Annotated in this window: 24 protein-coding genes; 21 read left to right on the top strand and 3 right to left on the bottom strand. The window is 45.9% G+C overall.

The genetic code is table 11. The features are described from left to right. The first annotated feature begins 143 nt into the window (after positions 1 to 143). The 5 genes from KNO91_RS08175 (at position 144) to nhaC (ending at position 5,408) form a co-directional block, all read left to right on the top strand. Positions 144 to 962 carry a fumarylacetoacetate hydrolase family protein gene (locus KNO91_RS08175; RefSeq protein WP_214817448.1) on the top strand — a complete coding sequence of 273 codons (819 nt, stop codon included), beginning with the start codon at positions 144 to 146 and terminating at the stop codon, positions 960 to 962. A 111-nt stretch (positions 963 to 1,073) separates the two neighbouring features. Next, complete coding sequence (locus tag KNO91_RS08180) at positions 1,074 to 2,339, top strand: S1C family serine protease (RefSeq protein ID WP_214795347.1); 1,266 nt, start codon at positions 1,074 to 1,076, stop codon at positions 2,337 to 2,339. 56 nt (positions 2,340 to 2,395) lie between these two features. Further along, positions 2,396 to 2,740 (top strand): DoxX family protein, encoded by a 345-nt coding sequence (locus tag KNO91_RS08185; RefSeq protein WP_214788420.1) that lies wholly within the window; start codon positions 2,396 to 2,398, stop codon positions 2,738 to 2,740. 16 nt (positions 2,741 to 2,756) lie between these two features. Continuing rightward, positions 2,757 to 3,845, top strand: coding sequence for an amidohydrolase (locus KNO91_RS08190; RefSeq protein ID WP_214817450.1), 1,089 nt, complete (start codon positions 2,757 to 2,759; stop codon positions 3,843 to 3,845). A 162-nt stretch (positions 3,846 to 4,007) separates the two neighbouring features. Continuing rightward, positions 4,008 to 5,408: a Na+/H+ antiporter NhaC gene (gene nhaC / locus KNO91_RS08195; protein WP_371816661.1), complete on the top strand. Its 1,401-nt coding sequence runs from the start codon at positions 4,008 to 4,010 to the stop codon at positions 5,406 to 5,408. Between the two features lie 18 nt (positions 5,409 to 5,426). On the opposite strand, the gene KNO91_RS08200 is transcribed toward nhaC, so the two are convergent. After that, positions 5,427 to 6,626 (bottom strand): helix-turn-helix domain-containing protein, encoded by a 1,200-nt coding sequence (locus KNO91_RS08200; protein ID WP_214817452.1) that lies wholly within the window; start codon positions 6,624 to 6,626, stop codon positions 5,427 to 5,429. 81 nt (positions 6,627 to 6,707) lie between these two features. Between KNO91_RS08200 and KNO91_RS08205 the strand changes: the two genes are divergently transcribed. Beyond that, positions 6,708 to 7,838 (top strand): mandelate racemase/muconate lactonizing enzyme family protein, encoded by a 1,131-nt coding sequence (locus KNO91_RS08205; protein ID WP_214817454.1) that lies wholly within the window; start codon positions 6,708 to 6,710, stop codon positions 7,836 to 7,838. Beyond that, the gene (locus KNO91_RS08210; protein ID WP_214817456.1) at positions 7,825 to 8,496 is read left to right on the top strand and encodes a hypothetical protein; all 672 of its coding nucleotides are present in this window, start codon (positions 7,825 to 7,827) and stop codon (positions 8,494 to 8,496) included. The genes KNO91_RS08205 and KNO91_RS08210 overlap by 14 nt, the downstream gene beginning before the upstream one ends. A gap of 37 nt (positions 8,497 to 8,533) precedes the next feature. Here the strand turns inward: KNO91_RS08210 and KNO91_RS08215 are convergent, their stop codons facing one another. Further along, positions 8,534 to 9,283: a GDSL-type esterase/lipase family protein gene (locus tag KNO91_RS08215; RefSeq protein WP_214795335.1), complete on the bottom strand. Its 750-nt coding sequence runs from the start codon at positions 9,281 to 9,283 to the stop codon at positions 8,534 to 8,536. 118 nt (positions 9,284 to 9,401) lie between these two features. Here KNO91_RS08215 and KNO91_RS08220 point away from each other — a divergent pair, with 118 nt between their 5' ends. From KNO91_RS08220 to hfq, 8 genes are all read left to right on the top strand, one after another. Then, on the top strand, positions 9,402 to 10,322 hold the full coding sequence (locus tag KNO91_RS08220; protein ID WP_214788402.1) for an ABC transporter ATP-binding protein: 921 nt from the start codon (positions 9,402 to 9,404) through the stop codon (positions 10,320 to 10,322). Beyond that, complete coding sequence (locus KNO91_RS08225) at positions 10,315 to 11,313, top strand: ABC transporter permease (protein ID WP_251126595.1); 999 nt, start codon at positions 10,315 to 10,317, stop codon at positions 11,311 to 11,313. The genes KNO91_RS08220 and KNO91_RS08225 overlap by 8 nt, the downstream gene beginning before the upstream one ends. A 175-nt stretch (positions 11,314 to 11,488) precedes the next feature. After that, positions 11,489 to 13,018, top strand: coding sequence for a M4 family metallopeptidase (locus tag KNO91_RS08230; RefSeq protein WP_214817458.1), 1,530 nt, complete (start codon positions 11,489 to 11,491; stop codon positions 13,016 to 13,018). A 101-nt stretch (positions 13,019 to 13,119) separates the two neighbouring features. Further along, positions 13,120 to 13,980 carry a PPK2 family polyphosphate kinase gene (locus KNO91_RS08235; RefSeq protein WP_214817461.1) on the top strand — a complete coding sequence of 287 codons (861 nt, stop codon included), beginning with the start codon at positions 13,120 to 13,122 and terminating at the stop codon, positions 13,978 to 13,980. A 111-nt stretch (positions 13,981 to 14,091) separates the two neighbouring features. Then, on the top strand, positions 14,092 to 14,682 hold the full coding sequence (locus KNO91_RS08240; RefSeq protein WP_214795327.1) for an AmiS/UreI family transporter: 591 nt from the start codon (positions 14,092 to 14,094) through the stop codon (positions 14,680 to 14,682). A gap of 130 nt (positions 14,683 to 14,812) precedes the next feature. Next, complete coding sequence (locus tag KNO91_RS15330; protein WP_251126597.1) at positions 14,813 to 15,049, top strand: hypothetical protein; 237 nt, start codon at positions 14,813 to 14,815, stop codon at positions 15,047 to 15,049. A gap of 519 nt (positions 15,050 to 15,568) precedes the next feature. Beyond that, a complete protein-coding gene (miaA, locus tag KNO91_RS08250) occupies positions 15,569 to 16,504 on the top strand; it encodes a tRNA (adenosine(37)-N6)-dimethylallyltransferase MiaA (protein WP_214817464.1) in 936 nt (311 codons plus the stop codon). A gap of 27 nt (positions 16,505 to 16,531) precedes the next feature. Further along, positions 16,532 to 16,780: an RNA chaperone Hfq gene (gene hfq / locus KNO91_RS08255; protein ID WP_012726185.1), complete on the top strand. Its 249-nt coding sequence runs from the start codon at positions 16,532 to 16,534 to the stop codon at positions 16,778 to 16,780. Between the two features lie 38 nt (positions 16,781 to 16,818). Here hfq and KNO91_RS08260 read toward each other — a convergent pair whose 3' ends face one another. Next, the gene (locus tag KNO91_RS08260) at positions 16,819 to 17,331 is read right to left on the bottom strand and encodes a hypothetical protein (RefSeq protein ID WP_214788390.1); all 513 of its coding nucleotides are present in this window, start codon (positions 17,329 to 17,331) and stop codon (positions 16,819 to 16,821) included. A 155-nt stretch (positions 17,332 to 17,486) separates the two neighbouring features. Here KNO91_RS08260 and KNO91_RS08265 point away from each other — a divergent pair, with 155 nt between their 5' ends. From KNO91_RS08265 to KNO91_RS08290, 6 genes are all read left to right on the top strand, one after another. Continuing rightward, positions 17,487 to 18,665, top strand: coding sequence for an HD domain-containing protein (locus tag KNO91_RS08265; protein ID WP_214817466.1), 1,179 nt, complete (start codon positions 17,487 to 17,489; stop codon positions 18,663 to 18,665). Positions 18,666 to 18,680: 15 nt separating this feature from the next. Continuing rightward, positions 18,681 to 19,631 carry a CobW family GTP-binding protein gene (locus KNO91_RS08270; RefSeq protein WP_214795321.1) on the top strand — a complete coding sequence of 317 codons (951 nt, stop codon included), beginning with the start codon at positions 18,681 to 18,683 and terminating at the stop codon, positions 19,629 to 19,631. Beyond that, positions 19,612 to 20,394, top strand: coding sequence for a 5'-3' exonuclease (locus KNO91_RS08275; RefSeq protein ID WP_214788381.1), 783 nt, complete (start codon positions 19,612 to 19,614; stop codon positions 20,392 to 20,394). Before KNO91_RS08270 ends, KNO91_RS08275 begins: the two co-directional genes overlap by 20 nt. Then, positions 20,375 to 20,767, top strand: coding sequence for a reverse transcriptase-like protein (locus tag KNO91_RS08280; RefSeq protein WP_214795318.1), 393 nt, complete (start codon positions 20,375 to 20,377; stop codon positions 20,765 to 20,767). The genes KNO91_RS08275 and KNO91_RS08280 overlap by 20 nt, the downstream gene beginning before the upstream one ends. 103 nt (positions 20,768 to 20,870) lie before the next feature. Then, positions 20,871 to 22,271: a class II fumarate hydratase gene (gene fumC / locus KNO91_RS08285; RefSeq protein WP_214795316.1), complete on the top strand. Its 1,401-nt coding sequence runs from the start codon at positions 20,871 to 20,873 to the stop codon at positions 22,269 to 22,271. A gap of 168 nt (positions 22,272 to 22,439) precedes the next feature. Further along, on the top strand, positions 22,440 to 23,930 hold the full coding sequence (locus tag KNO91_RS08290; RefSeq protein WP_214817469.1) for a GGDEF domain-containing protein: 1,491 nt from the start codon (positions 22,440 to 22,442) through the stop codon (positions 23,928 to 23,930). Positions 23,931 to 23,943 lie beyond the last annotated feature (13 nt).

Raw genomic sequence — 23,943 nt, forward strand, 5'->3', positions numbered from 1 at the left:
CCGTGGCTAGTAAAAGTACGGTCTTCCCAAGAAGCTCCCACTTCAATTTGTGAAGCAAATAAGTGGCGAGTAGTTCACACAAAGTGTAATCGAGGCAGACATGTCTCGATTTTTTGTATAATGATGAAAAAGGGGGATTTTTGATGAAATGGTGTAGTTTTGACATGCAGGAAGAACAACGAGTGGGGGTTGTCGAGGGCGATTTTGTCTTCGATGTTAGCAATCAAGTACATACGACAAATTTATTAGAAGTGATTGCCCGTGAGTTCGAACCAGATATTGATTTGGACGTGGCGCCGTCATACCGATTGACGGATGTGAAATTGCTCGCCCCGTATCGTCCTTTGAAAAACGTGATTTGTATCGGGAAGAACTACGAGGAACACGTGAAAGAGATGGATACAGCAGGAGCGGGGAAACTCGTCATTTTCACGAAAGCACCGACCTCAGTCGTCGGTCCGGAGGCAGTCATTGAGCGACATCCGGATTTGACGGACAAACTAGACTACGAAGGCGAACTCGCCGTCATCATTGGAAAGTCGGGACGAGACATCGAATCGGTCGAGGAACACATTTTCGGATACACGATTCTAAATGATGTGACGGCACGGGACGTGCAAAAAGAACATGTTCAATTTTTCCGCGGGAAGTCGCTCGATACGTTCTGTCCGATGGGACCGTTCATCGTGACACCGGACGAGCTACAGTTTCCACTCCGAATCAGAACGGATGTCAACGGTGAGACACGCCAAGACGGGACGACGGGTGATATGATTCACCCGATTGATGAGCTCATTCGGACCCTGTCAAAAGGAATGACGCTCGAAGCAGGCGATATTATCGCGACAGGTACGCCAGCCGGGGTCGGTCACGGGATGACGCCACCGATGTATCTTCAAACGGGAGACACCCTCGAAGTGACGATTGAAGGACTCGGTACGCTAAGAAATGTGATTGTCTGAATGAAATGACGCAAAATGTGAAGAATCTTGTAATTCATTTATCATTTTATAAATGAGTGTTCCTCTTCGTTATAGTAAGGGTAGAAGATAACACAGAGGAGATGAATCATTATGGATCGTCACGATCAATCAAATGAACGCGATCAATTACATGAATCAGAGCAACAAAAAGATTGGTTAGATACAGAACTCGGTTCATCCAACCGAGAAGAAGCAAAAGTACGAACACAATCAAAACCGTCATTCGTCAGCCGTATGTTCCCAGGACTTGTCGGTGGGATCATCGGGGCATTGCTGACGGGCGCAATCGCTTACCCGTTCATCGACCAACCCGCTACGAGTGTGAGTGACACGAACGTGACCTCACAAGGGACTCCGGTCCAAACGTCATCAAACGTGTCCGATTCTTCAGTCACGAATGCCGTCGCGACTGCTCAACCTGCCGTCGTGACCGTGAACAACTTCGCCCAAACCGGCTTCTCGAGTGAAGCGGTCGAGGCTGGAGTCGGTTCAGGGGTCATCTACAAAAAAGAAGGTGACTCGGCATTTATCGCAACGAACCATCACGTTGTCAATGGGGCAGACAAGCTGACGGTCACGTTTAATGACGGAACGACAGCAGAAGCAACGCTCATGGGAAGTGACGCGACGTATGACTTGGCGGTCTTAAAAGTTGATGCTGACAAAGTACCAGCTGTCATCTCAATCGGAAAATCGAGCGAATTGAAACCAGGTCAAACCGTCATCGCGATCGGGAATCCACTCGGACAATTCGAGAACTCGGTGACGCGTGGTGTCGTCTCATCGACGTCACGTCTCGTACCGGTGGATACGGATGAGAACGGTCAAGCCGACTTCAACGCCGAGGTCATTCAAACGGATGCAGCCATCAACCCAGGTAACTCGGGCGGTGCATTAATCAATGAAGAAGGACAACTCGTCGGAATCAACTCGATGAAGATTGCAACGGCAGAAGTCGAGGGAGTCGGATTCTCAATTCCAGTCGACATCGCCCTTCCACTCATCAATCAAATCGAACAAACGGGAGAAGTGAACCATCCTTCGCTCGGCGTCTCGCTACGTGATGTGTCAGAGTTCCCTCCAGGTTACTTGACGGAACAAATCAACCTGCCTGAATCGGTAACGGCTGGAACGATTATCGTGGAAGTCCAACAAAACAGTTCAGCTGCGAAAGCGGGTCTTGAAGCGCGTGACGTCATCGTGAAAATCAATGACAAAGAAGTCAGCTCGTTCATCGATCTCCGTAGTGAATTGATCCGGGATACAGATGGAACAGTCGACATCGAATATGTCCGTGACGGAAAAACGGAAACGGTTCAAGTCGAGATTCAAAATGCAAACGGTTCTGCACTGTAAAAGGTGGGCAATATGCCCGCCTTTTTTGCTATGCTTATACAAAAGGAGGATGAGATATGGTTCGAAATTTATATGGGGTGTTACTATTCGGGGCAGGGATTTTACATTTTGTCAGAGAAAAGGCGTTCATGTCGATTATTCCGAAGTCTTGGCCGTTCCGTCGATTGATGGTACAACTGAGCGGAGTCGTTGAAGTCGTCTTCGGGGCGATGCTATTACTGAACAAAGGAACGTCGTTCGTGAAACGGACGCTACCGGCATTCTTTATCGCTGTCTTCCCTGCAAATATCAATATGGCCGTGAAGCCATCTAGAATCGGTGGGAAAGTCATCCCGAAATGGATCACATGGAGTCGATTGCCTTTACAGTGGGTCCTCATCAAAGGCGTCAAAAAAATATAAAGGTGTGGAGATACATATGACAAGCGTAATCAAGTGGTTTGAGCATTTCCATGCTCATCCAGAAATCAGTTGGAAAGAAGTCGAGACGACTCGAACAATCGCATCGATCTTATCAGACTGGTCGATTCCACATCGGACGTTTGAGGATGTGACCGGGGTGATTGCAGAGATCGGATCGGGTGAAGACGTAATCGCGGTCCGAGCCGATATCGATGCGTTATGGCAACAAGTGGACGGAACGTTTCAAGCGAATCATTCATGTGGACACGACGCGAACATCAGCATGGTCCTCGGCGCCCTCGAGCAGTTGAAGGACGAAACGCTACAGAAACGCATTCGTTTTATTTTCCAACCTGCTGAAGAGCAAGGGAACGGGTCGCTCGCTATGATTGAGCGAGGCGCGTTAGAAGACGTGACCCAACTTTTCGGAATTCATTTACGTCCACAAGAAGAGTTGAAAAAAGGGCAATATACGGCAGCGATTCAGCATGGGGCAGCCTTTTTCTTAAAGGGAGAGGTGCTCGGTGATGATGCCCACGGTGCAAGACCGCATCAAGGACAGAACGCACTCGACGTCATCTTTACGATTCAACACATGCTAAAAAGCATTTATTTATCTCCGTTTGAGCCGCATTCCGTCAAATTGACGAAAGTCCACGCCGGGAGCGACAATATGAATATCATTCCGGGGAATGCGACGTTCTCGATTGACGTTCGTGCTCAAAAAAATGAAGAATTGCTCGAGTTGCGTAATCGTGTCGAAGACATGTTACTTCAAGTCGGTCAACTTCATCGCGTAAAACTGCAGTGGGAATGGCAGGACTTCACACCTGGAGCCGTCGTCGGGGAACGTTCGAGCCAAATCGCCAAACGAGCGATTGAAGAACGATTTGGTGAGTCGGCTCTTGTCGAACGGATCGTCACGTCAGGTAGCGATGACTTTCATTTTTATACCGTTGAGAAACCGACGCTGGATGCGACGATGATTGGAATCGGGGCTGATTTAGGACCAGGTCTCCATCATCCGCATATGACATTTGACCGTGATGCGCTAGAAGATGGGGCACTACTTCTTGCGGATGCCCTCCGTATCGCCGCCACATAAGAATCGATGAGTGGGATAGACAGATGTCTGTCCACTCATTTTTTTATTGCATCAAACAAGTGTAAGCGCTATCATAACGTTATTAGCGACAATATAACGACAATTCTGAATTTTCGCTATAGGGGAGGAAGTTACATGGAAACAACGGGGAACAAGCAAGACATGAAATTGGGGTGGGCACTATTACCGCTCGGTGTGATGATCGTCGTCATGCTCATCTCAATCGTCCAGCTCGGACAAGGACCACATATCCCGCTTATCGTCGGGACGGCAGTCGCCTCGATTGTCGCATGGCGTCACGGATTTAAGTGGAAAGAGATTGAAGAGATGATGTATAAAGGAATTCGTCTCGCCTTGCCGGCAGTCGTCATCATCATTCTCGTCGGGTTGACAATCGGGGCATGGATCGGGGGAGGAATTGTCGCGACGATGATTTATTTCGGATTGAAAATCATCTCACCCGCATACTTTCTTTTAACGATTTGTCTCATCTGTGCGGTCGTCGCGCTCTCAATCGGGAGCTCCTGGTCGACGATGGGAACGATTGGTGTAGCGGGGATGGGCATCGGGCTGAGTATGGGGATACCAGCGCCGATGGTTGCGGGGGCCGTCATCTCTGGTGCTTATTTCGGGGATAAGATGTCACCATTGTCAGATACGACAAACTTGGCGGCAGGTTTAACACATACGAATCTATTCGTACATATCCGACACATGTTATATACGACGATTCCAGGACTAATCATTGCGTTAGGTGTATACGCATGGCTCGGTAGACGGTTTGCGGATTCGACGACGGACTCGTCAGAAATCACACAGACACTCAGTATTCTTGAAGACAGCTTTGTCATCTCTCCATGGTTACTCGTCGTACCGCTCGCGGTCATTTTACTCGTCGCGAAGAAGGTGCCGGCGATTCCTGCACTCGTCGTCGGAATCGCACTTGGCTTCTTGGCTCAAGTGTTCATCCAAGGGGGCACGCTCGCGGACAGCGTAGGCGCTCTCCAAAGTGGCTATGTCATTGATACGGGAAATGAATTGGTTGATAACCTCTTCAGCCGAGGCGGTCTTGATGCGATGATGTATACGGTATCGATGACGATCGTTGCGATGACGTTCGGAGGAATATTAGAATATTCAGGAATGCTTCAATCAATCATGAATCAAATTCTGAAGTTAGCGAAAACAGCAGGTTCGTTGATTGCTTCAACGATTTTAGCAGGGATTGCGACAAATGCGACTTGCTCGGAGCAGTACATCTCAATTGTTGTCCCGTCACGCATGTTTGCCGGGGCTTATGAGAAAATGGGGCTGCAATCGAAGAATCTATCCCGTGCACTCGAAGACGGTGGAACATTGACGTCGGTATTTATTCCGTGGAACACGTGCGGGGTATTCATTCTCGGTACGCTCGGTGTCGGGGCGTTCGAATATGCGCCATACGCCGTCTTAAACTTCATCGTACCGGTTATTTCGATTCTGTATGCCTTTACTGGATATACGATTGAACGCATGGCGGTCATTCAACAAGAAGAACCTGTCGCTGAACAGGCGGCACAGTAAAACAAGAATTCCCGGTCGTCATTCGACCGGGAATTGAAATTTATAGACGTTGCGAGGTCGACCCTGACTGTAGCTCATCTCTTCACCAATCGCATGGATGAGTTTCGCTTCGACTAACTTTTTAATCAGTCGCTCTGTCGTACGTCGAGTCACCTGCAAATAATCGGTCAACTCTTTCGCTGTGAATTCGAGTTGATTAGCTGAGAAGTGAATGATCTTTTCGATATTGGTCGGACTCATGCCGGTTTGTTTCATCATGTTATAGACACGTGTTTGCGTGACGCGGAAATGAATCGGTGACGGTTGATTTGAGAACGTTAATCGCTTCGAATCGTCGACGATTCGTATAGCGGCATCGCCTGTTGTATGAAAGGCTAAACGAGCATGTTCGAGTGCGCGTTTATAATCTGATCCATATCCGATACCGACGTACGCAGACGAATTTTCCAATAGGATGGTTCCACTGGAGATGGCGGACTCGATTTTTCCTTTATTCGATAAAAGGACGATACCTTCTTCGTCAGATTCCATCAATTTGCCGTCGAACAACTGTTGATTTGTCACATGTTGTAGCGTGTCTTCATTCGCATTCGAGTAGAAGAGGACAGCGAATTGTGATTGGTCTGACTTTTTCAATCGAATCTGTTGTAGAAAATCATTGAAATGATGGAGAATTCTCTCCTTTGGTTCGATCATGAGTTGACTAGCATAACCGCTACTGATCAATCGACGGTGGACTTGCTCCACACTCGTCAAAGCAAATCGTGTCGTCCCGCTTTCTTGAAGCTGTTCATGAAAGGCAATCAAGTCTTCAAGATTCATATGGGGGTGGAGTAGCTTCACTTGTGATGAGGGTACATGATTTGGAAATGATGCGAATATCGATTCCAGTCGGGACATGTCAACGAGGTCGATCGAGATGTCTTCTAATCGCACGTATTGTGTTAACGTCATATATAAGAGTGAAGTCAATAACACGACATCATCTTGAACAACGTGATGAGCATATGGAATGTTCGCCTTCTCGGTCGCGTACGTATACGGAAATGAACCGGAGAAGAAAGCTCCGTCAAAAAACATGAGTTGATCAGCGATGTCTTCCGCCTCGCGTGGGTCATCATAAGGAAACCCTTCAATCCGGACATCCGGTAAAGAAGAATCTTTAATTATTTGTTGAATGAAAGCTGGCGAACCGACGACAGCGATATGGATGGACATCTGAAAATCCCCCCTTGCAATTTAACGACTATATAACGACAATATAGAGGAAAGCGCAATCGAAGTAAAGGAGTGAGGAAAATGAATATAAAAAAGATTGAAATTTTCTCAGTTCGTTTCCCGTTAAAAGTTCCGTTTATCGTCAGTTATCATCGTTACGATGATATGCCGTCTGTCATTGTCAAGATGACCACGACTTGTGGACTTGTCGGTTATGGGGAAGCGGTGGCGGACGAGCATGTGACGGGTGAGTCGGCTGAGAGTACGATCAGTGTACTCCGTCATTTGTTAGCACCGCTATTAATCGGAAAAAATCCGTTGCACTTAGAGCGCATTCATGATGAGATGGATTGTGCAATTCGCGGGGTCCCGGCAGCAAAAGCGGCACTCGATATCGCTTGTCATGACTTGATCGGGAAAAAATTAAATCAACCGATCTATGAATGGATTGGTGGTCGGTACCATGAGTCATTCCCGGTCACACACGTCTTAAGTATCGGGGAACCAAGTCATATGGCACAAGAGGCACTTGAACAAATCAATCAAGGCTACACGGCCGTGAAGATGAAAGTCGGGGTCGATGTGCAAACGGACGTGGCACGTGTCAAAGCCGTAAGAGAAGCGGTAGGACCGGATGTTCCGATTCGAGTCGATGTCAATCAAGGATGGGTCAACGCGGCCAACACAGTTCAGGCGATGCGTCTGCTCGAGCCATATGGAATCGATTGGGTGGAACAACCGGTTCGATCAGATGATTTTGAAGGCATGCTGGAAGTGAAGCAAAAAATTGCGGTTCCGCTCATGATGGATGAAGGTTTGAAAGACATTCACGATATGAGACGCTTGACGATGATGCAGGCGGCACATAAAGCAAACATTAAATTGATGAAGTGTGGCGGCATTTATCCGGCGAAAAAGCTGGTGCATATGGCCGAAATGTCGGGAATTGAATGTCAGATCGGGTCAATGGTCGAATCTTCGATTGCATCAAGTGCAGGTTTCCATGTCGCTTTCTCTAGTCACATCGTAAAAACGGTCGAACTGACAGGGCCTCTCCGGTTCGGGAAAGATGTCGGAAACTTATCATATGATTTACCGATTATCTCATTAAATGATCAACCTGGACTCGGAATTGACGTCGATGAAGACGTGCTACGTGAACTGACGATTGATTCATATGTGATTGGAGAAGAGTCGCATGTGGCAAGGTGACGTGAAAGATCTTTCGCTTCACGTGCACGTTCTGAGCTTGTCAGATTTACCTGAACTATTGTCTCTTCAGGAAACGGTGATTCAGGCATTGGCTGAACCAGAGCACTATCAGTCGTTATCCATTGAAGAGTTCACGAAACTGTTGACGGATCAAACGTTGGTTGGAGCAATACATGAAGGACGTCTCATTGCATTCAGAGCCATGCTCATCCCACCAATTGACGACGAACATTTAGGTCGAGATATCGGTCGGCCTGACGCTTCGCTTGAGCGTGTTCTCTATCAAGAAGTGACGAACGTCCATCCAGATTTCAGGGGATACGGGCTACAGACACACCTAGGGAAACTATTGATGGCACAGTGCGAGACCGACGACCGATTCGATGTCGTCTGCGCGACCGTCGCACCGTTCAATATTCCGAGCATGAAAGATAAGTTCACGCTCGGACTCCGAATCGGGGCATTGAAAGAAAAGTATGGTGGAAAACTCCGTTATATTTTTTATAAGGAGTTACATCGCACATGGCAACCTACTTCAGAAGCGATGGATGTGCCGATGGAAAATCAGATGAAACAAGTTGAGTTGCTACAGACAGGTTGGCGAGGGACTGGTCTCATGAAACATGGTGAACAGTGGGTCGTTCGATACGAAAAATAAAAATATCCTCGTCAGCTTATGTTGACGAGGATTTTGTTTATTCGAGAACGAAGAGTACATCATTCGCGAATTTTTCATACGTACGGTCACTCGGATGAAATTGATCGGTCGCGAGATCACGTGATAAGTCAGAGATATAAGCGAATGGATCGATTACATCAATGTTTTGCGCGTTCGCCAACTGTTTCGCGGATGCGTTCCAGTCGAGGATGAGTTGATTGAATGCTTGCCCGTTCTCATCATTTTGGAACGGATTGTAAAGACCGATATAGACAATGGTCGCCGAGTCGTTGAGCGCACGGATCTCAGAAAAAATCGTTTCGAGATTTGTCTTCGCATCCGTAACGACTTGTTGAATATCGACAGACTCAAAATTGTCGACGTTTTCCCCACGGTTGAACAAATCGTTTCCGCCGATGGTTAGTGTGATATATCGGGCGTTCTCAATCGTGCGACGCACTTCAGGTTGCTCAAGTTGAGCGAGTAAATCTTCAGTTCGTGCCCCAGACACGGCTAAGTTTTGGGTACGGAGCGATTCATCTTCCAAACCTTCACTGACAGGTTGTACATATCCTGCGCCTGATGTCGACCCGACTCCGCGAGTCAACGAATCGCCAAGCGCGACGTAGATATCTCCTTCTGGTTCAGGACGCTCGTCTTCAGAGACGGACAGTGTTCGTTCTGGCGGATTGACGATATCTTGATAACCAATCCAAAGACCGTATAACGCGATTCCCGTCAAGAGAACGGCGCCAGTTAAAAATGCATACCATTTCGACTGTTTCATGGGCTGACCTCGCTTTCTATACAAACATCATATCAAAAATGTATGGATGTGCCCTATGTGAATGTTCGAATAGGACAGATTCGATTTTGTCCGATAGAATAAGAAAAGAGGTGAGACAATGGAACCGACGTTAAAGTTACATCAACTGACAAAAGTGATTGGAAAGAAGACAATCATCGATAATATTTCGCTAGAAGTCCAGCCAGGAGAAGTATTCGGTTTTTTAGGACCGAACGGGGCCGGGAAGACGACGACGATTCGGATGATTGTTGGTTTGATTAAACCGACGAAAGGAAATGTTTCCATTTGTGGCTATCGAGTCGACAAGCAATTCGTTCAAGCGATGAATCAAATTGGAGCCATCGTCGAGAATCCAGAACTGTATAAATTCTTATCCGGACGTGAGAATTTAGAAGCGTTCGCGCGCATGTTGCCTGGTGTGGATGACAAAAGGATTCAAGAAGTGATTGACCTCGTCGATTTGACCGCTCGAATCGATGACAAAGTGAAGACGTACTCGCTCGGGATGCGTCAGCGGCTCGGGATTGCTCAGGCGTTATTGAACAATCCACGTGTCCTCATTTTAGATGAGCCGACGAATGGTCTTGATCCGATGGGGATTCGGGATTTACGACTATTTATTCGTCGACTCGTTGAAGAGACTGGACTCAGTGTTCTCGTCTCGAGTCACATCTTAGCGGAGATTGAATTGTTGGCGGACCGCGTTGCCATCATGTCGAGAGGGAAGATTGTCAAAGTGGGCACAGTTCAAGCCTTAATTGAGGAACTTGCTTCGACGGTCGATTTGCATGTCACCAATAGCTTTGAAGTGTTACCAATCGTTCAAGGTTACGAGGGCATTGATCAGGCGGACGTGATCGATGAAAGGACGATTCGAATCTCGATGAACGTCGAGGAGACAGCGAAGTTGAATCGATACTTAATGGAACGAGATGTTGACGTTTTCGGACTCGAACGCCGAGTGCAGACGCTAGAAGATCTCTTCATTACATTGACGGGTGGTGATCATATTGCCTAATCCATCCATGCTCGGACTCATTCGGAACGAAGTACTTAAAATTCATCGGAAGCGCAGATTGATGGTCGTTTCAATCATCCTGATCGTTCTCGTCTCAATGTTCACATACGCGAACTATCGTCAAATCGAGAAACAACGTGAAGAACAAGGGACGATCGACTGGCGTGTCGACCTTCAGCAAGAGATTATCGATACACAGAACCGACTCGCTTCTGCGAACGTGCAGGACGAGTTCCGACAAATCCTTGAGTTTCGAGTCCAACAGAACCAATACTATTTAGATAATGACATCAACCCGAGCTATCCGGGTGCCCCTACGTTCATGCGCGTCTTCTTTTCACAAGGTACGACGCTCGTGCTACCGCTCTTTATTATCGTATTGATGGCAGATATCATTAGTGGGGAACATAATGATGGGACAATCAAGACGCTGCTGTCCCGACCGGTTCGGCGCTATAAAATCTTGCTTGCCAAATGGCTGACGACGCTTTTATACACGTCGATTTTAATATTTGTGACCGCCGTCGTCAGTTATGCCATATCGGGGATTGTTCTCGGTTGGGACGGGTGGACAGCTCCGATCTTGACAGGATTCCAAGCGTCACCGACCGGCACATTCTCGACCGATTTCGTTCATACGTTGCCGATGTGGGAGTACTTGCTCATGTCGATGGGGCTATCGTGGCTTGTCGTGGCTGCTGTCGGTACAATTTCTCTCATGATCTCGGTGCTGGTGAAAAATACGGCAACTGGAATCGGCATCATGATGGCCGTCCTCATTTCCGGACCACTTTTGACATCCCTCGGCTCAAATTGGGATAGCTCGAAATACCTGGTGAACGTCAACTTCGGCCTTCATACCTATTTGGAGGGACAAGCCCCTCCGATTGAGGGGATGACGTTACCATTTTCGTTACTCATCATTCTCATCTGGTCAATGGCCGCTCTGGCGTATGCGTTTTATCACTTCACGCAAAAAGATGTATATTAATATTTATAGTGCCCCCCTCCTGGGTGGCACTTTTTTTAATGGCTAAATGATTATGAATAAGAACAAATTAGTTCTATATACTCAATATTTAGAATTGTCAAAATAATTAAAAAGTTGGATACATTGTTTGTGGGAAACTGTGTAAAGTAAGAATCATCACAAAGGAGGTAAACACATGAAAAAAGTTGTATCTACATCATTAATCGCAGGTGTCCTACTCGTACCACAATTGGTCGGGGCGGCAGAATTGAAGTCAGGTACGTTGACGAAACCATCTGAAAGTGCTCCGACGACAATCGTCAAAGAGTACGTAAAATCAAAAGGTGAGTTCAAAACGATCGAATCGAAGTCAGACAAACTCGGTAAAGTCGTCAAATTACAACAGACTGTCGACGGAGTGCCAGTATTCGGTGGTGTTGTTGTCGGTGTGGTGGACGAAGATGGACAATTGAAGACAGTCGTAGACGATGCGAAATCGGTGAAGAATCTACATAAGTCAATCAAATTGAGCGAAAAGAAAGCCATCTCAAGCTATAAAGAGCTTGTCGGACATAAAGGGGCTTACGAGCTTGAACCGGAAGCTGAATTGGTCGTTTATCCATCTGGTGAAAAATCTGTATACGCGTATCAAGTGACCGGAACCATTCTAGACGCGGAAGAACCGTCACGTTGGACATACTTCATTGATGCGGGTACTGGAGAAGTTCTTAACAAATTCGATCAATTGGCACACGCTAAACCGACGAACGGTGTGACAGGAACTACATATACAGGAACAGGAATCGATGTTCTTGGATACAGTCAGACGTTCAAAACGACAAAGAGTGGTTCATACTACTATTTACAGGATTCAACACGTGGAAAAGGGATCTACACATACGATGCCGGGAACCGTACAAGACTTCCAGGTTCGCTATGGGCTGACGTCGATAACGTCTTAAATACGACGTATGACCGTGCAGCAGTTTCGGCACACGTCAACGCGACGAAGACGTATGATTTCTATAAGAACACATATGGACGAAACAGTTACGATAACGCTGGTGCGGCCCTTAACTCGACGGTTCACTATAGCCGTAGCTACAACAACGCATTCTGGGACGGAAGCAAGATGGTATATGGTGACGGAGATGGTCAGACGTTCACATACCTCTCTGGCGCACTTGATGTTGTCGCGCACGAATTGACACACGCGGTCACAGAGTATACGGCAGGATTGATCTATCAAAACGAGTCGGGTGCCATCAACGAAGCGGTGTCTGATATCTTAGGTACAGTTGCGGAATACAGTGTCGGAACTAACTTCGACTGGTTGGTAGGGGAAGACATCTACACTCCAGGAGTGGCAGGAGACGGACTTCGTTCAATGTCGAACCCGGCTGCATATGGAGATCCAGATCACTACTCGAAACGTTACACAGGAACACAAGACAATGGTGGAGTTCACATCAACTCAGGTATCGTGAACAAAGCGGCATACCTCTTAGGTAACGGTGGATCGCATTACGGCGTATCTGTGCAAGGTGTAGGAGTCATGGAGATGGGTGACATCTACTACCGTGCGCTCAATGTTTACTTGACGCCAACATCAAACTTCTCAAGCCTCCGTCAAGCTGTCGTTCAATCGGCGAAAGATCTTTACGGTGCGACTAGCCCACAAGCGGTATCGGCTGCGAAATCATTTGATGCTGTCGGAATCTACTAAGAATCAATTTAAGAAATCCTTTCCGAATTGTTTCGGAAAGGATTTTTTGTGTCGATTTGGGGTAAATCAAATTGGAATGCTAAGTGAAAAGGAGAACCAAGATGAATCTAAAAAAATATATGGTCGCAGCGAACACTCAAGTTCAATTAACGGATTATTCTACCCGTGTTGACGATCGACCTGATGATTCGGAATTGACCGATGAACTGATTCCGAATAGTGTGGAACGGTTGAAAGAACTGCATTGGAGACTATATGCCGAGAGCAAGACCGGTATCGTCGTCGTCTTGCAAGCACTTGATGCAGGCGGGAAAGACGAGGCGATCAGCTATATCTTTTCAAATTTGAACGCCCAAGGATTAAAGACGAATGCATTTCAGAAACCGTCTGATACGGAGAAAAAACATGACTACCTATGGCGAATGCACGATTTATTGCCAGAGCGCGGTCAAGTCGGAATCTTGAATCGTTCGCATTATGAAGAAGTGATTGCGCCTCGAGTTCATGACTTGTTAGGGGACGAGGTACTTCCGGATGAGGTTGATCAAGATAAAGTGTGGGAGATGCGATATCGCCAAATTAACGATTACGAATTGTATTTAAAAGAGAACGGGTTTGAAGTCATCAAGTTCTTCTTCAACGTTTCGAAGGAAAAACAGCGCGATCGTTTGCTTGAACGATTGAAAGATCCTAAAAAAAATTGGGAATTCTCATTTAGCGATGTGGAAGAGCGTCAATATTGGGATGATTATCAAAAGATATTCGAAGAGATGATCACGCACACATCAACAGACGTTTCTCCATGGTATATCTTGCCGGCCGATGATGAGTGGTACAGTCGTTACATCATTTCTTCCGTTATGATCGATGTCCTCGAACGAATTGATCCACAATATCCGACGTTTTCAGAAGAAGAGCAAGAACGTATCGATGAAGCGATTCAAATGCTTGAAAATGAATAACGGATGACGTTCTCGTGAACAATCAAAAATCCCCTTGCACTGAAAGCGAATTCAAGCTAAAGTGATACAGTAGAATAGAGGTCAGACATCTGTACAAAAGGGGTAATGAGTGTGGGTAACGTAAGTTTATTATTTGGTGGCGTCGCGCTATTTTTAAATAGTCTCGTCCTTCTCGGGAAGGTTGACATGAAGAGTGCTGGTGTTTTCAGTTTGTTCACTGGAATCTTGCAAACGTTTATCGCAACATGGTTACTGATTGGGGCAAGTCCTGAAGAACAGTTCGGTCTTGCAAGCATCTATCTGTTCGCGTTCACTTATTTATACGTTGGTGTGACGTTTATTTTGAACTTAGACGGACGTGGCGTCGGCTGGTTCTCATTATTCGTTTCTATCGCAGCCGCATTTTATGGGGTAATAGCGATTGCAGCAGCCGATCCAATGGGAGCGTTGACATGGTTTTTCTGGTCACTTTTATGGGGACTCTTCTTTTTCGGGATGGGTCTTGGCAAACCGAACGAGGCCATCACGGCACGTGTCGCTCTCGTATTGTCGTGGTTGACTCTGATCGTTCCTGCGATGATTGGGATGGCCGGACTCATGAACGGATTATACGACATCATCTGGTGGGCAGCGAGTGGGACAGCAATACTCTACTTCATCGTTTCGGTCAAACGAACGAAACAGGCAGTGGAAGTGGCTTAATACTATAAAAAAATCATAGAAGGTCATCTGGTGAAGTTTTATCACATCAGATGACCTTTTTGTATAGCGTGAAATAGTTTGTTATATACTATTTTAAAGAGAAAATGTTACGCAGAAAGAGGGGTATGGATTGGAAGCCTTGAAAGCATTGAAAAGTCGACTTGTAGACAATCGATTAGAAGTACAGAGGGAAGAGGGAGAGATTGAGACTTTATTATTTTTCTTCAATCAGCCTGCGACAGAACTTGAAATCAAACGATTACCAATAAGAACACCTGAGGACATGATGCACTTTTTGAAAATGCATAATGGCGCACGACTATTTGTCCACCCGGCATATGGGGGGGAATCCAACTCCTTTCTGTAGATGAAATCATCGAATATCGTGATGTATGGGAGTGTCCTGATCGTTTCATTCCCATAGGTACCGGTATGGATGGGGAATGGATTGTGTGCGAAATTGTCAACGAACATGAAAACTACATTTGGGTCGGTGAATTTTTGACTTACGAAGATGATATGGAAAAACTTCCCATTGATTATATGCGGTGGCTCGACTATTTGATTGTCGCTCAAGGTGCTCATTTTTGGGATTGGTTCAGAAGGTAAAGATTGATTAGTAGTTTCTTCTATACATCTTTGTTCTTGGTTGGCGCACTCTTCATGAGTGTGCTTTTTTCGCATCTATTTTGTGTCTAAAATGTGAAAAGTGGGAATGAGGAAGCTAAAGGAGGCGAAAGCAGATGAGTGATGGACTTGTATTATTACTCGGATTACTTTTATGTGGTTGGATGCTGTTTGCCGTCGTATTTGATGATAGAATAAAAAGAAGAATTTGATGACCCGTCTCGTAAGGAGACGGGTTTTTAATTGAGGAGTGAGAGGTATGAAAAAAACACCTGTCGTCGTCATCGTCGGACCAACCGCGGTTGGAAAAACGAAGACGGGCATCGAACTGGCAAAAGCGTTCGACGGCGAGATCGTCTCGGGTGATTCCGTTCAAGTGTACCGCGGCATGGACATCGGTTCGGCAAAAGTAACAAAAGAGGAAGCCGAAGGAATCCCGCATCATTTGATTGATATTTGCGACCCGGATGATGCAATGAGTGTCGCGGCATTTCAACAGTTGGCGCGTGCTGCCATCGATGATATTTATGCCCGTGGCAAGCTGCCCATTATTGTCGGGGGGACAGGTTTATACATTCGTTCGATTTTATATGATTATGAATTTGTGGAACGACCTGTTGATGAGGAGCTGCGTGCTGAACTTGAACGAATGGCAGAAGTGGAGGGACGTGAAGCGCTTCATCAAAGATTGGCAAAACTCGATCCAGAACGTGCAGTGACAATTCATCCAAATAACGTCCGTCGCGTTGTCCGAGCGCTCGAAGTAGCGATGCAAGGAGATACGCAGACGACAGACAGTGCTCCTTCAGAACATTATGATTACCGACTGTTCGTCCTACACGCAGACCGTGAACTTTTATATGACCGCATCAATCAACGAGTCGACGCGATGATGGAAGCTGGGCTTGTCGAAGAAGTAGAACGTTTGATTGCTGAAGGATATCGAGATACGCAAGCGATGCGGGCCATTGGATATAAAGAAATCATTCCATATGTAGAGGGCGACATCTCGAAAGATCGGGCGACAGACTTACTGAAACAACATACAAGACAGTTCGCAAAGAGACAGTTGACGTGGTTCCGGCATCAATTTGATGGAATTTGGGTCGATATGGGGCGAAAATCATTTGAACTATCATATAAAAATATTTATGATGATGTAGAGGGGTTTTTTCGAAAATTCCGATTATTTTAAAGAGATAAAGACTAGGGGGAATCCAGCATGAAAGCAAGTTACAACATTCAAGATCATTTTTTGAATCAACTCCGAAAAGAAATGGTACCAACGACCGTCTTTTTAGTGAGCGGGTTTCAAATTCGAGGTGTCATCAAATCGTTTGATAACTTTACCGTCATCGTTGAATCGGAAGGTCGTCAACAATTGATTTATAAGCATGCGATTTCGACATTTTCACCGGCACGTAACGTGACGTTGTATGAACCAGACGCAGTCGAAGTAACAGAAGGATAAGCATAAGAAAAGGAGCGGCACGGGGACCGCTCCTTTTCTTATGCTGTTTTTGTCGTTCCAGGTTGTTTGATTGCCTCTAAAACGCGCTGGATGGCACACCCACCGAGGAGTGAATCCATTTGTCCACAAATTTGTGTCGGCGTCGAACGGTGTAACAGCGTATATGTTCGCTTCCATGCGCGCTCTGACGATTGAATCCGGACAAGTAAGTCAGCATGGCTCAATTCTTTTAATTTATCAATGTTAAGACGATTCGTACGGGCGAAAGAGGATAAGATGACTGCCTTCGCAAGTGGAGTCTGAAGCGGATAACCGGACAGTTCGAGTGCGGCCATTGCCCCTTTCATCTCGTGCTCGACGATTTTGTCGAGTGACTCATCTTTTGCATATGGATTACCGGAAAGATGAGTGAGGGACTGTTCTAAGTCCTTGATCTCTACCGGACAACTAGATGCTTGTAAAATATGTTCGATGGATTGTTGCTCTTTTGCATAACGTGTCGCTTCCCCTGAGGCGATGAAACGTTCATACGTGTCGATTAATGAAATCATTATCGTTTCCCCCTTTGTAGAACTACCTTTATCGTACCAATAATCGTAAGCGCTTTCAATATAATGAATGTGAAATCGGGCCCCTACTAGAAAGTATGTTCGCCTAATGAACGGAAACACGATACAATGTCAGAAGATGCGAGGAGGGAATGTTCATGAACTATTATCAACAAATTAATCCGGTCATCGGTTCATCAATGAACCATGAAAGATTTCAAATACCGAAAGTCGAAAAATCGAAAGAGCGATTAGATCAGCTAGCAGATGGAGCTCCCGTCCAGACGAAAGCACTCGTCAGTACGGTCGAAGTCAGAGAAGGAAAAAATGGAGCGAAGTGGCTTCAATTAACTGTCACGACGGCGAACGGAATGATGCGTGCGAAGCATTGGCTCCGTGGAAATGAAAGTGAGCTACTCCCGATCTATGAATCAGGCGTCATCGAATTGTCTGGGAAAATCGATGTCTATCCAAAACCGGACGGTGCAAAATCAATCACGATTGATCGAGTTCATCCGATTTCAAAAGATGAAGCGATTTCTTTACTTCCGGGATTACCGGGTGATGAGACGATGGAACAGTTTGCAGATGAATTGTTCAGCATAATCGATACGTTGTCACCGACCTATCAACAGATCGCCTATGGCCTCCTTGATTTCGTTTGGGATGATTTCGTACTATCACCAGCTGCACTTTACCATCATCATAATTACGCTGGAGGATTGCTGAAGCATACCGTTTGCATGTTACGTCTCGGATATCGGATTCAGGAACAGGACGACTATTTGGCGATGGTATTCCGTGTGATTAAAGAAGCCGAGCAGTTGCATAAAGTTGACCTTTGGAATACGATGAACGGTGTTAAAATCGAACAAGCTTATAAAGGGACGTTCGAATCATTGTATGCGGCCTGTGAAGCAATAGCAGAACGAAAAGAACCGTTAAATTGGGATGAGCTTGCACTAGGGATCCTCTTCCATGACATTGGAAAAATATATGAATACAGCCACCTCTTGTCGAGTCCGAACCGTTTTGAGAAATTATCGCCTGTCGAAGGGACAAGTGAGACGACTGGCATCTCCATCAACCCGATCGGAACATTGATTGGGCATATGCCGTATGGTGGCCTGTTATTCGAGGAAACGCTGCGCCGTACATCCGTTCGCTTGCCGATTGATGTGCATCATCGGGTTTGGCATATGATCTTATCGCATCACGGGAAACGTGAATGGGGCTCGAGTGTTTTACCGATGACGACAGAAGCGTGGATGCTTCATTTGATCGATTTACTAGACGCGCGCTATGAGAAATGGGCTCGCGCACACGAAGATTTGTAAGAAAAGGGTGGTATTATGATTCCCGTACAATTAGTGACCGGATTTTTAGGAGCAGGAAAGACGACGTATATGAATCGTCTACTCGCTGCGACGGATGAAAAGATTTGTTTGATCGTCAACGAACTTGGGGCGGTCAATATCGATGAACAGTTGATTGTAAAGATGGATCAAGAGCAAATCGAACTTTCGAATGGATGCATTTGTTGTTCGATTCAAAATGATTTGAGTAAGACGTTTTATCAACTCGTTGCAAAACAGGAAACCTTCGATCGCATCATCATCGAAACGACTGGTGTTGCCGATCCGGCACCAATTATCCAGACAATCTATTATGATGAGTACTTACGTCAACATTTTAAGATGAATGCCATCTTGACTGTCGTCGATGCCAGCCAAATGGAACGCGAACTGTTTAAGGAAGGCATCCATCAAATTGCTTATGCAGATTTAATTTTATTGAACAAGACGGATTTGGTCTCGGTAGAACAATTGCATGATGCCCGTGAACAGATTACTCAAATCAATCCGACCGTCCGTATCGTGGAAACGATTCAAACGGAAGGCGACTACGAACTACTTGAAAATACATTCCAACTTTCACGAGTCGATGAAGAACAATTGAGTCGACTGACAGAAGCGACTGCATCCGTCTCATCACTTCGAGCCATCACCTTGAATGCAGATCGTCCGCTCTCGCGTGAGCGTGTGACAAGGTACGTGCGTGAGGTACTGATGCATTATGAGGATTCGATTTATCGGATGAAAGCCATCGTCCGACTAAAAGACGAGAATCGAAAATTCGTCATTCAAGCAACGAATCAGCTCATGGGCGCGACCTTTGCGAATGAGTTACATGAAGGAGACCGTTCGGTATTCGTCTGGATTGGGAAGGAAATAGATGCCGAAGCGTTGGCACGAGGATTAAAAGCATGCGAGGTGGAGCAGGATGAAACTTATTCTAGTTGACGGATTTAACTTATTGTCACGCTATTATTTTGCGACTGAGCGTCGACGGGCACTCGACCCGGACGTGACGGTGAAAGGATTACTTCGAAAAGTTGATGCTTGGACGACAGACTTTTCACATATCGCCTTCTTTTGGGACGGGACAAGAGAGTCTACTCATCGTTACGCGTTGTATCCTGAATATAAAGCGACGCGCAACGGACTGCCGGAACCGCTCTTTGAAGATTATGTCAAATTAAGAGCAGCATTAGACGAACGAGGAATTTTACAGTCAGAGTTGACCGGGTATGAGGCAGACGACTTGATGGGAGCCGTTGCGACGGCGTTTCCTGGAGAATCGTATCTCTATTCCTCTGACCGTGACTTGTTGCAATTGTTGTCACCGAACGTGTTCCAAATCATGCCGAAAAAAGGTGAGGAGCAACTCGTCAATGAAAGTTTGTTTGAGTCGATGTATGGCGTGAAACCGTATCAGTTTGTCGACGTGAAAGCGTTGCAAGGTGATTCTTCGGATAATATCCCTGGCGTCCGCGGCATCGGTCCGAAGACGGCGACAATCCTGATTCAACATTACGATACAGTTGAAACACTGTACTTGCATGTGCAGAATGAAACGCTAGAGGCACCACACCAGAAATTTGCAAAAAAATTGGACGGACATGAAGAGATTGCACTCTTATCTAAACGTCTGTCACAGATTGATATCCATGCTCCGATTAATACGGACTGGGAGGCGTATCGATTTGGTTCACATTTATTTTGACGCAGCAACAAACCAGACATCTGGTGAGAACGGGATTGGTGTCTGGATCAAGTCATCAGACGGTAAGGTCTCGACGTATAAGCACCAAATGCAAGGTCTATCGACTGTCCATGCGGAGCTAGCGGCTTGTGCCTATGCGCTTGAACAGGCGCATAAGATACAAGGGGAGACGTCATTTATGCTCTACTCTGATGCTGAAGTGATTGTTCGTGCATTGGAGCAACGTTTCATGAAAGATGCATCGGCGAAACCGCTCTTTCTGAAAGCATTGATTGCGTATGATGATTTACCAAACGTCTTTTTGAAATGGATTCCGCGCGCGGAAAATCGTGCGGATGTGATTGCGCGTGAGGCGTTGAATGGAACAAAGTAAGCGACTAAGATCATTCTTGGTCGCTTTTTGGATTGAGTCATTTCTTTTTAGATGGTTTTTCGCTAAAATGAAAGCGTAGTCAACTATAGAGGGGGAATTTAGCATGGATTATCGTATCGAACGGGATACAATGGGGGAAATTAAAGTTCCAGCTACAGCGAAATGGGGAGCTCAAACACAGCGTAGTCTTGAAAACTTTAAGATTGGTGCAGAGAAGATGCCGCTTGAGATTGTATATGCCTTTGCCATTTTGAAAAAAGGTGCTGCTCTTGCCAATGCTGAGCTCGGGGTACTCGAAGAAGAGAAAGCTGAAATCATCGCGGAAGTAGCGGATGAGATTCTAGCAGGAAAGCATGACGCCGAATTTCCACTCGTCGTCTGGCAAACGGGATCTGGTACTCAATCAAACATGAACGTAAACGAGGTGATTGCGCATATCGCTAATGAAAAATTGAATGTACGCAATCAATCGATCACGATTCATCCAAATGATGACGTCAACAAATCGCAGAGTTCAAATGATACGTATCCGACAGCGATGCACATTGCTGCCATTCTTTCGGTACAAGATGACGTATTGCCGGCAATCGATTCTCTTTACCAAACACTTTCGCAAAAAGCAGAAGCATATATGGACATCGTTAAGATTGGACGGACACACCTTCAAGATGCGACACCCGTTACGCTCGGACAGGAGATCAGTGGTTGGGTACGTATGCTTGAACTCTCAAAACAAATGATCGAACGGACAATTGAACCACTGACTGAGCTTGCTCTCGGTGGAACAGCTGTCGGAACGGGAATCAACGCCCATCCAGATTTCGGGGATGTCGTGGCGAAGAAGATTTCTGAAGAAACAGGTAAGCCATTCGTGACGGCCGTGAATAAGTTCCACGCTCTCACAAGTCACGATCAACTCGTCTTTACACATGGTGCTTTAAAAGCGTTAGCGATGGATGCAATGAAGATTGCGAACGACGTGCGTTGGTTGGCATCGGGTCCACGTGCGGGAATCGGTGAAATCACGATTCCTGAAAATGAGCCAGGAAGTTCGATCATGCCAGGGAAAGTCAATCCGACACAAAGTGAGGCACTCACAATGGTTGCCGCACAAGTACTCGGTAATGATGCGACGATTGGTTTCGGGGCGAGCCAAGGAAACTTTGAGTTGAATGTCTTTAAACCGGTCATCATGTATAACTTCTTGCAAACATGTCGTCTATTGACTGACAGCCTTCATTCATTCAACGACCATTGTGCGGTCGGCATCGAGCCGAATCAAGACGTGATTTCTCGTAACGTTGAGCAGTCGCTCATGCTCGTCACTGCGCTCAACCCGCATATTGGATATGAGAATGCAGCGAAAATTGCCAAATTGGCACACAAAAATGGTACTTCTCTAAAAGAAGCGGCGTTGGAAACCGGTTTATTGACAGAAGAACAATTCAATCAATGGATTCGCCCGGAAGAGATGACGTCACCGAACTTAAAAGTGAAAAAATAACAGAAGGCGGTCGTAGGACCGCTTTTTGTATGTCTTTTTTAGGGCATAAGACCTATGTATATGTAAAACAATAGAAAATAAATAAGGAAATAGTTGTATTTTAACTTAATAAGTCGCATAATCGAAACATAAGAGAATTCGGGGAGTACGAACATAGGGGGGACGGATATGGAGCAAGGTCAACTCACTGAGCGTATACATATGATTTTGAAAAAAATATCAGAGTCTAGGCAAATTCCTAAAACAGATATCGAGTTTCTACTTGATTGGATGAAGAAGGAAGTACGACAACGACGTTTGATGCATCTTCTAGAAATCTTTAGTCGTGTCGAGTCTGATGCGAAGGAGTTGCCTAACGTCCTCACACAAGCAGAGGCGATGACTTTAATCTCTCCTGTGAAACGTTACATTCACACGGTTCTAGGAATCGAACAAGAAGAAGAGGACCTCGTTCTCATTTTATCTGCAAGCTTTTCGACATTCAGCCGCTATAAGTCGCGCGTAGAGAAGCTCGGGGCACGTCCTGTCTTCTTGCAAACACTCGAAGAAGCAGTCGAGTATGACTATGAGGACGTTCCGAAGGCGATCATCATGGATGTCGAACTATGGCCACAGTTTAAAGAGCGAGATATCCAATCGTTTGTGAGCAAGATGAGAAAATTATACGTTCCGCTCATCGTCATCGGAACGAATGAGCATTATCGACTCGCTGCCTATTCCTATGGATTCGATGATTATTGGGAATCGTGGGTACCGATGGAGGAGCGATTAGTCCGACTTGGGCTACATATCGAAAAGTCTCGTTTAGTTTCAAAAGCATTGCTTGTTGATGAACTGACCGGAGCGTTCAACCGTAAATATTTAAAGGCAACGTTCTCTCGCTTCATCTCGAGATTAGAACGTTCAGGCGAGAGCTTTGCCGTCGCTCTCCTCGATATCGATCACTTCAAACAGTTGAACGACACGTTCGGTCATTCTTACGGGGATGACGTTCTTCATCGTGTATCGGAAGAAATTCGACACGCGATTCGTTCGAGTGATGAACTCATCCGTTACGGAGGAGAAGAATTTTTAATCCTCTTGAACGTATCAGACCGAGCGATCGTCGAATCAGTGTTAGAGCGTGTCCGTGCACGGATTGAAGAGATGGAATTCCCATACGATCATCACGTCACGGTATCAATCGGATACACTCGAGTTTGTCAGACTGGTTATACGCTTGGTGAGTGGTGTGCATATGCAGATGAGGCGTTATATAAAGCAAAACGTGATGGCCGAAATCGTGTCGTCCGCTATTCATCAGCTGTTCGCGAGGAAAAGCGGATTGCTTATGTGACCATGTCCGAGAATACATTCACATCGCTCGCGAACCGATTACCAAAAGAACATCGACGGTATGAAGTCGTGTACCGTCCTTATGAAGCATATTCTTGTAATGACAACATCGAGATGTTCGTCTTAGACGATACTCGTGCCCATGAAGCAAGAGGAACACTTTCTGCCGTAAAAGAACAGCGTGGTAAGTATAGTCACATCCTTGCGGTGTCCAAGCGAACTGCCTCCGAGCTTGAAGCGATTTATGATGACTATTCAGACGATGATCAAGATGAGGTTATTACGCAGAAAATTGAGCAGTGGTTAGAAAAACTACCTGACTAAAAAAGCAGACATC

This window comes from Exiguobacterium sp. s59, assembly GCF_018617475.1.
Lineage (GTDB): Bacteria > Bacillota > Bacilli > Exiguobacteriales > Exiguobacteriaceae > Exiguobacterium > Exiguobacterium aestuarii.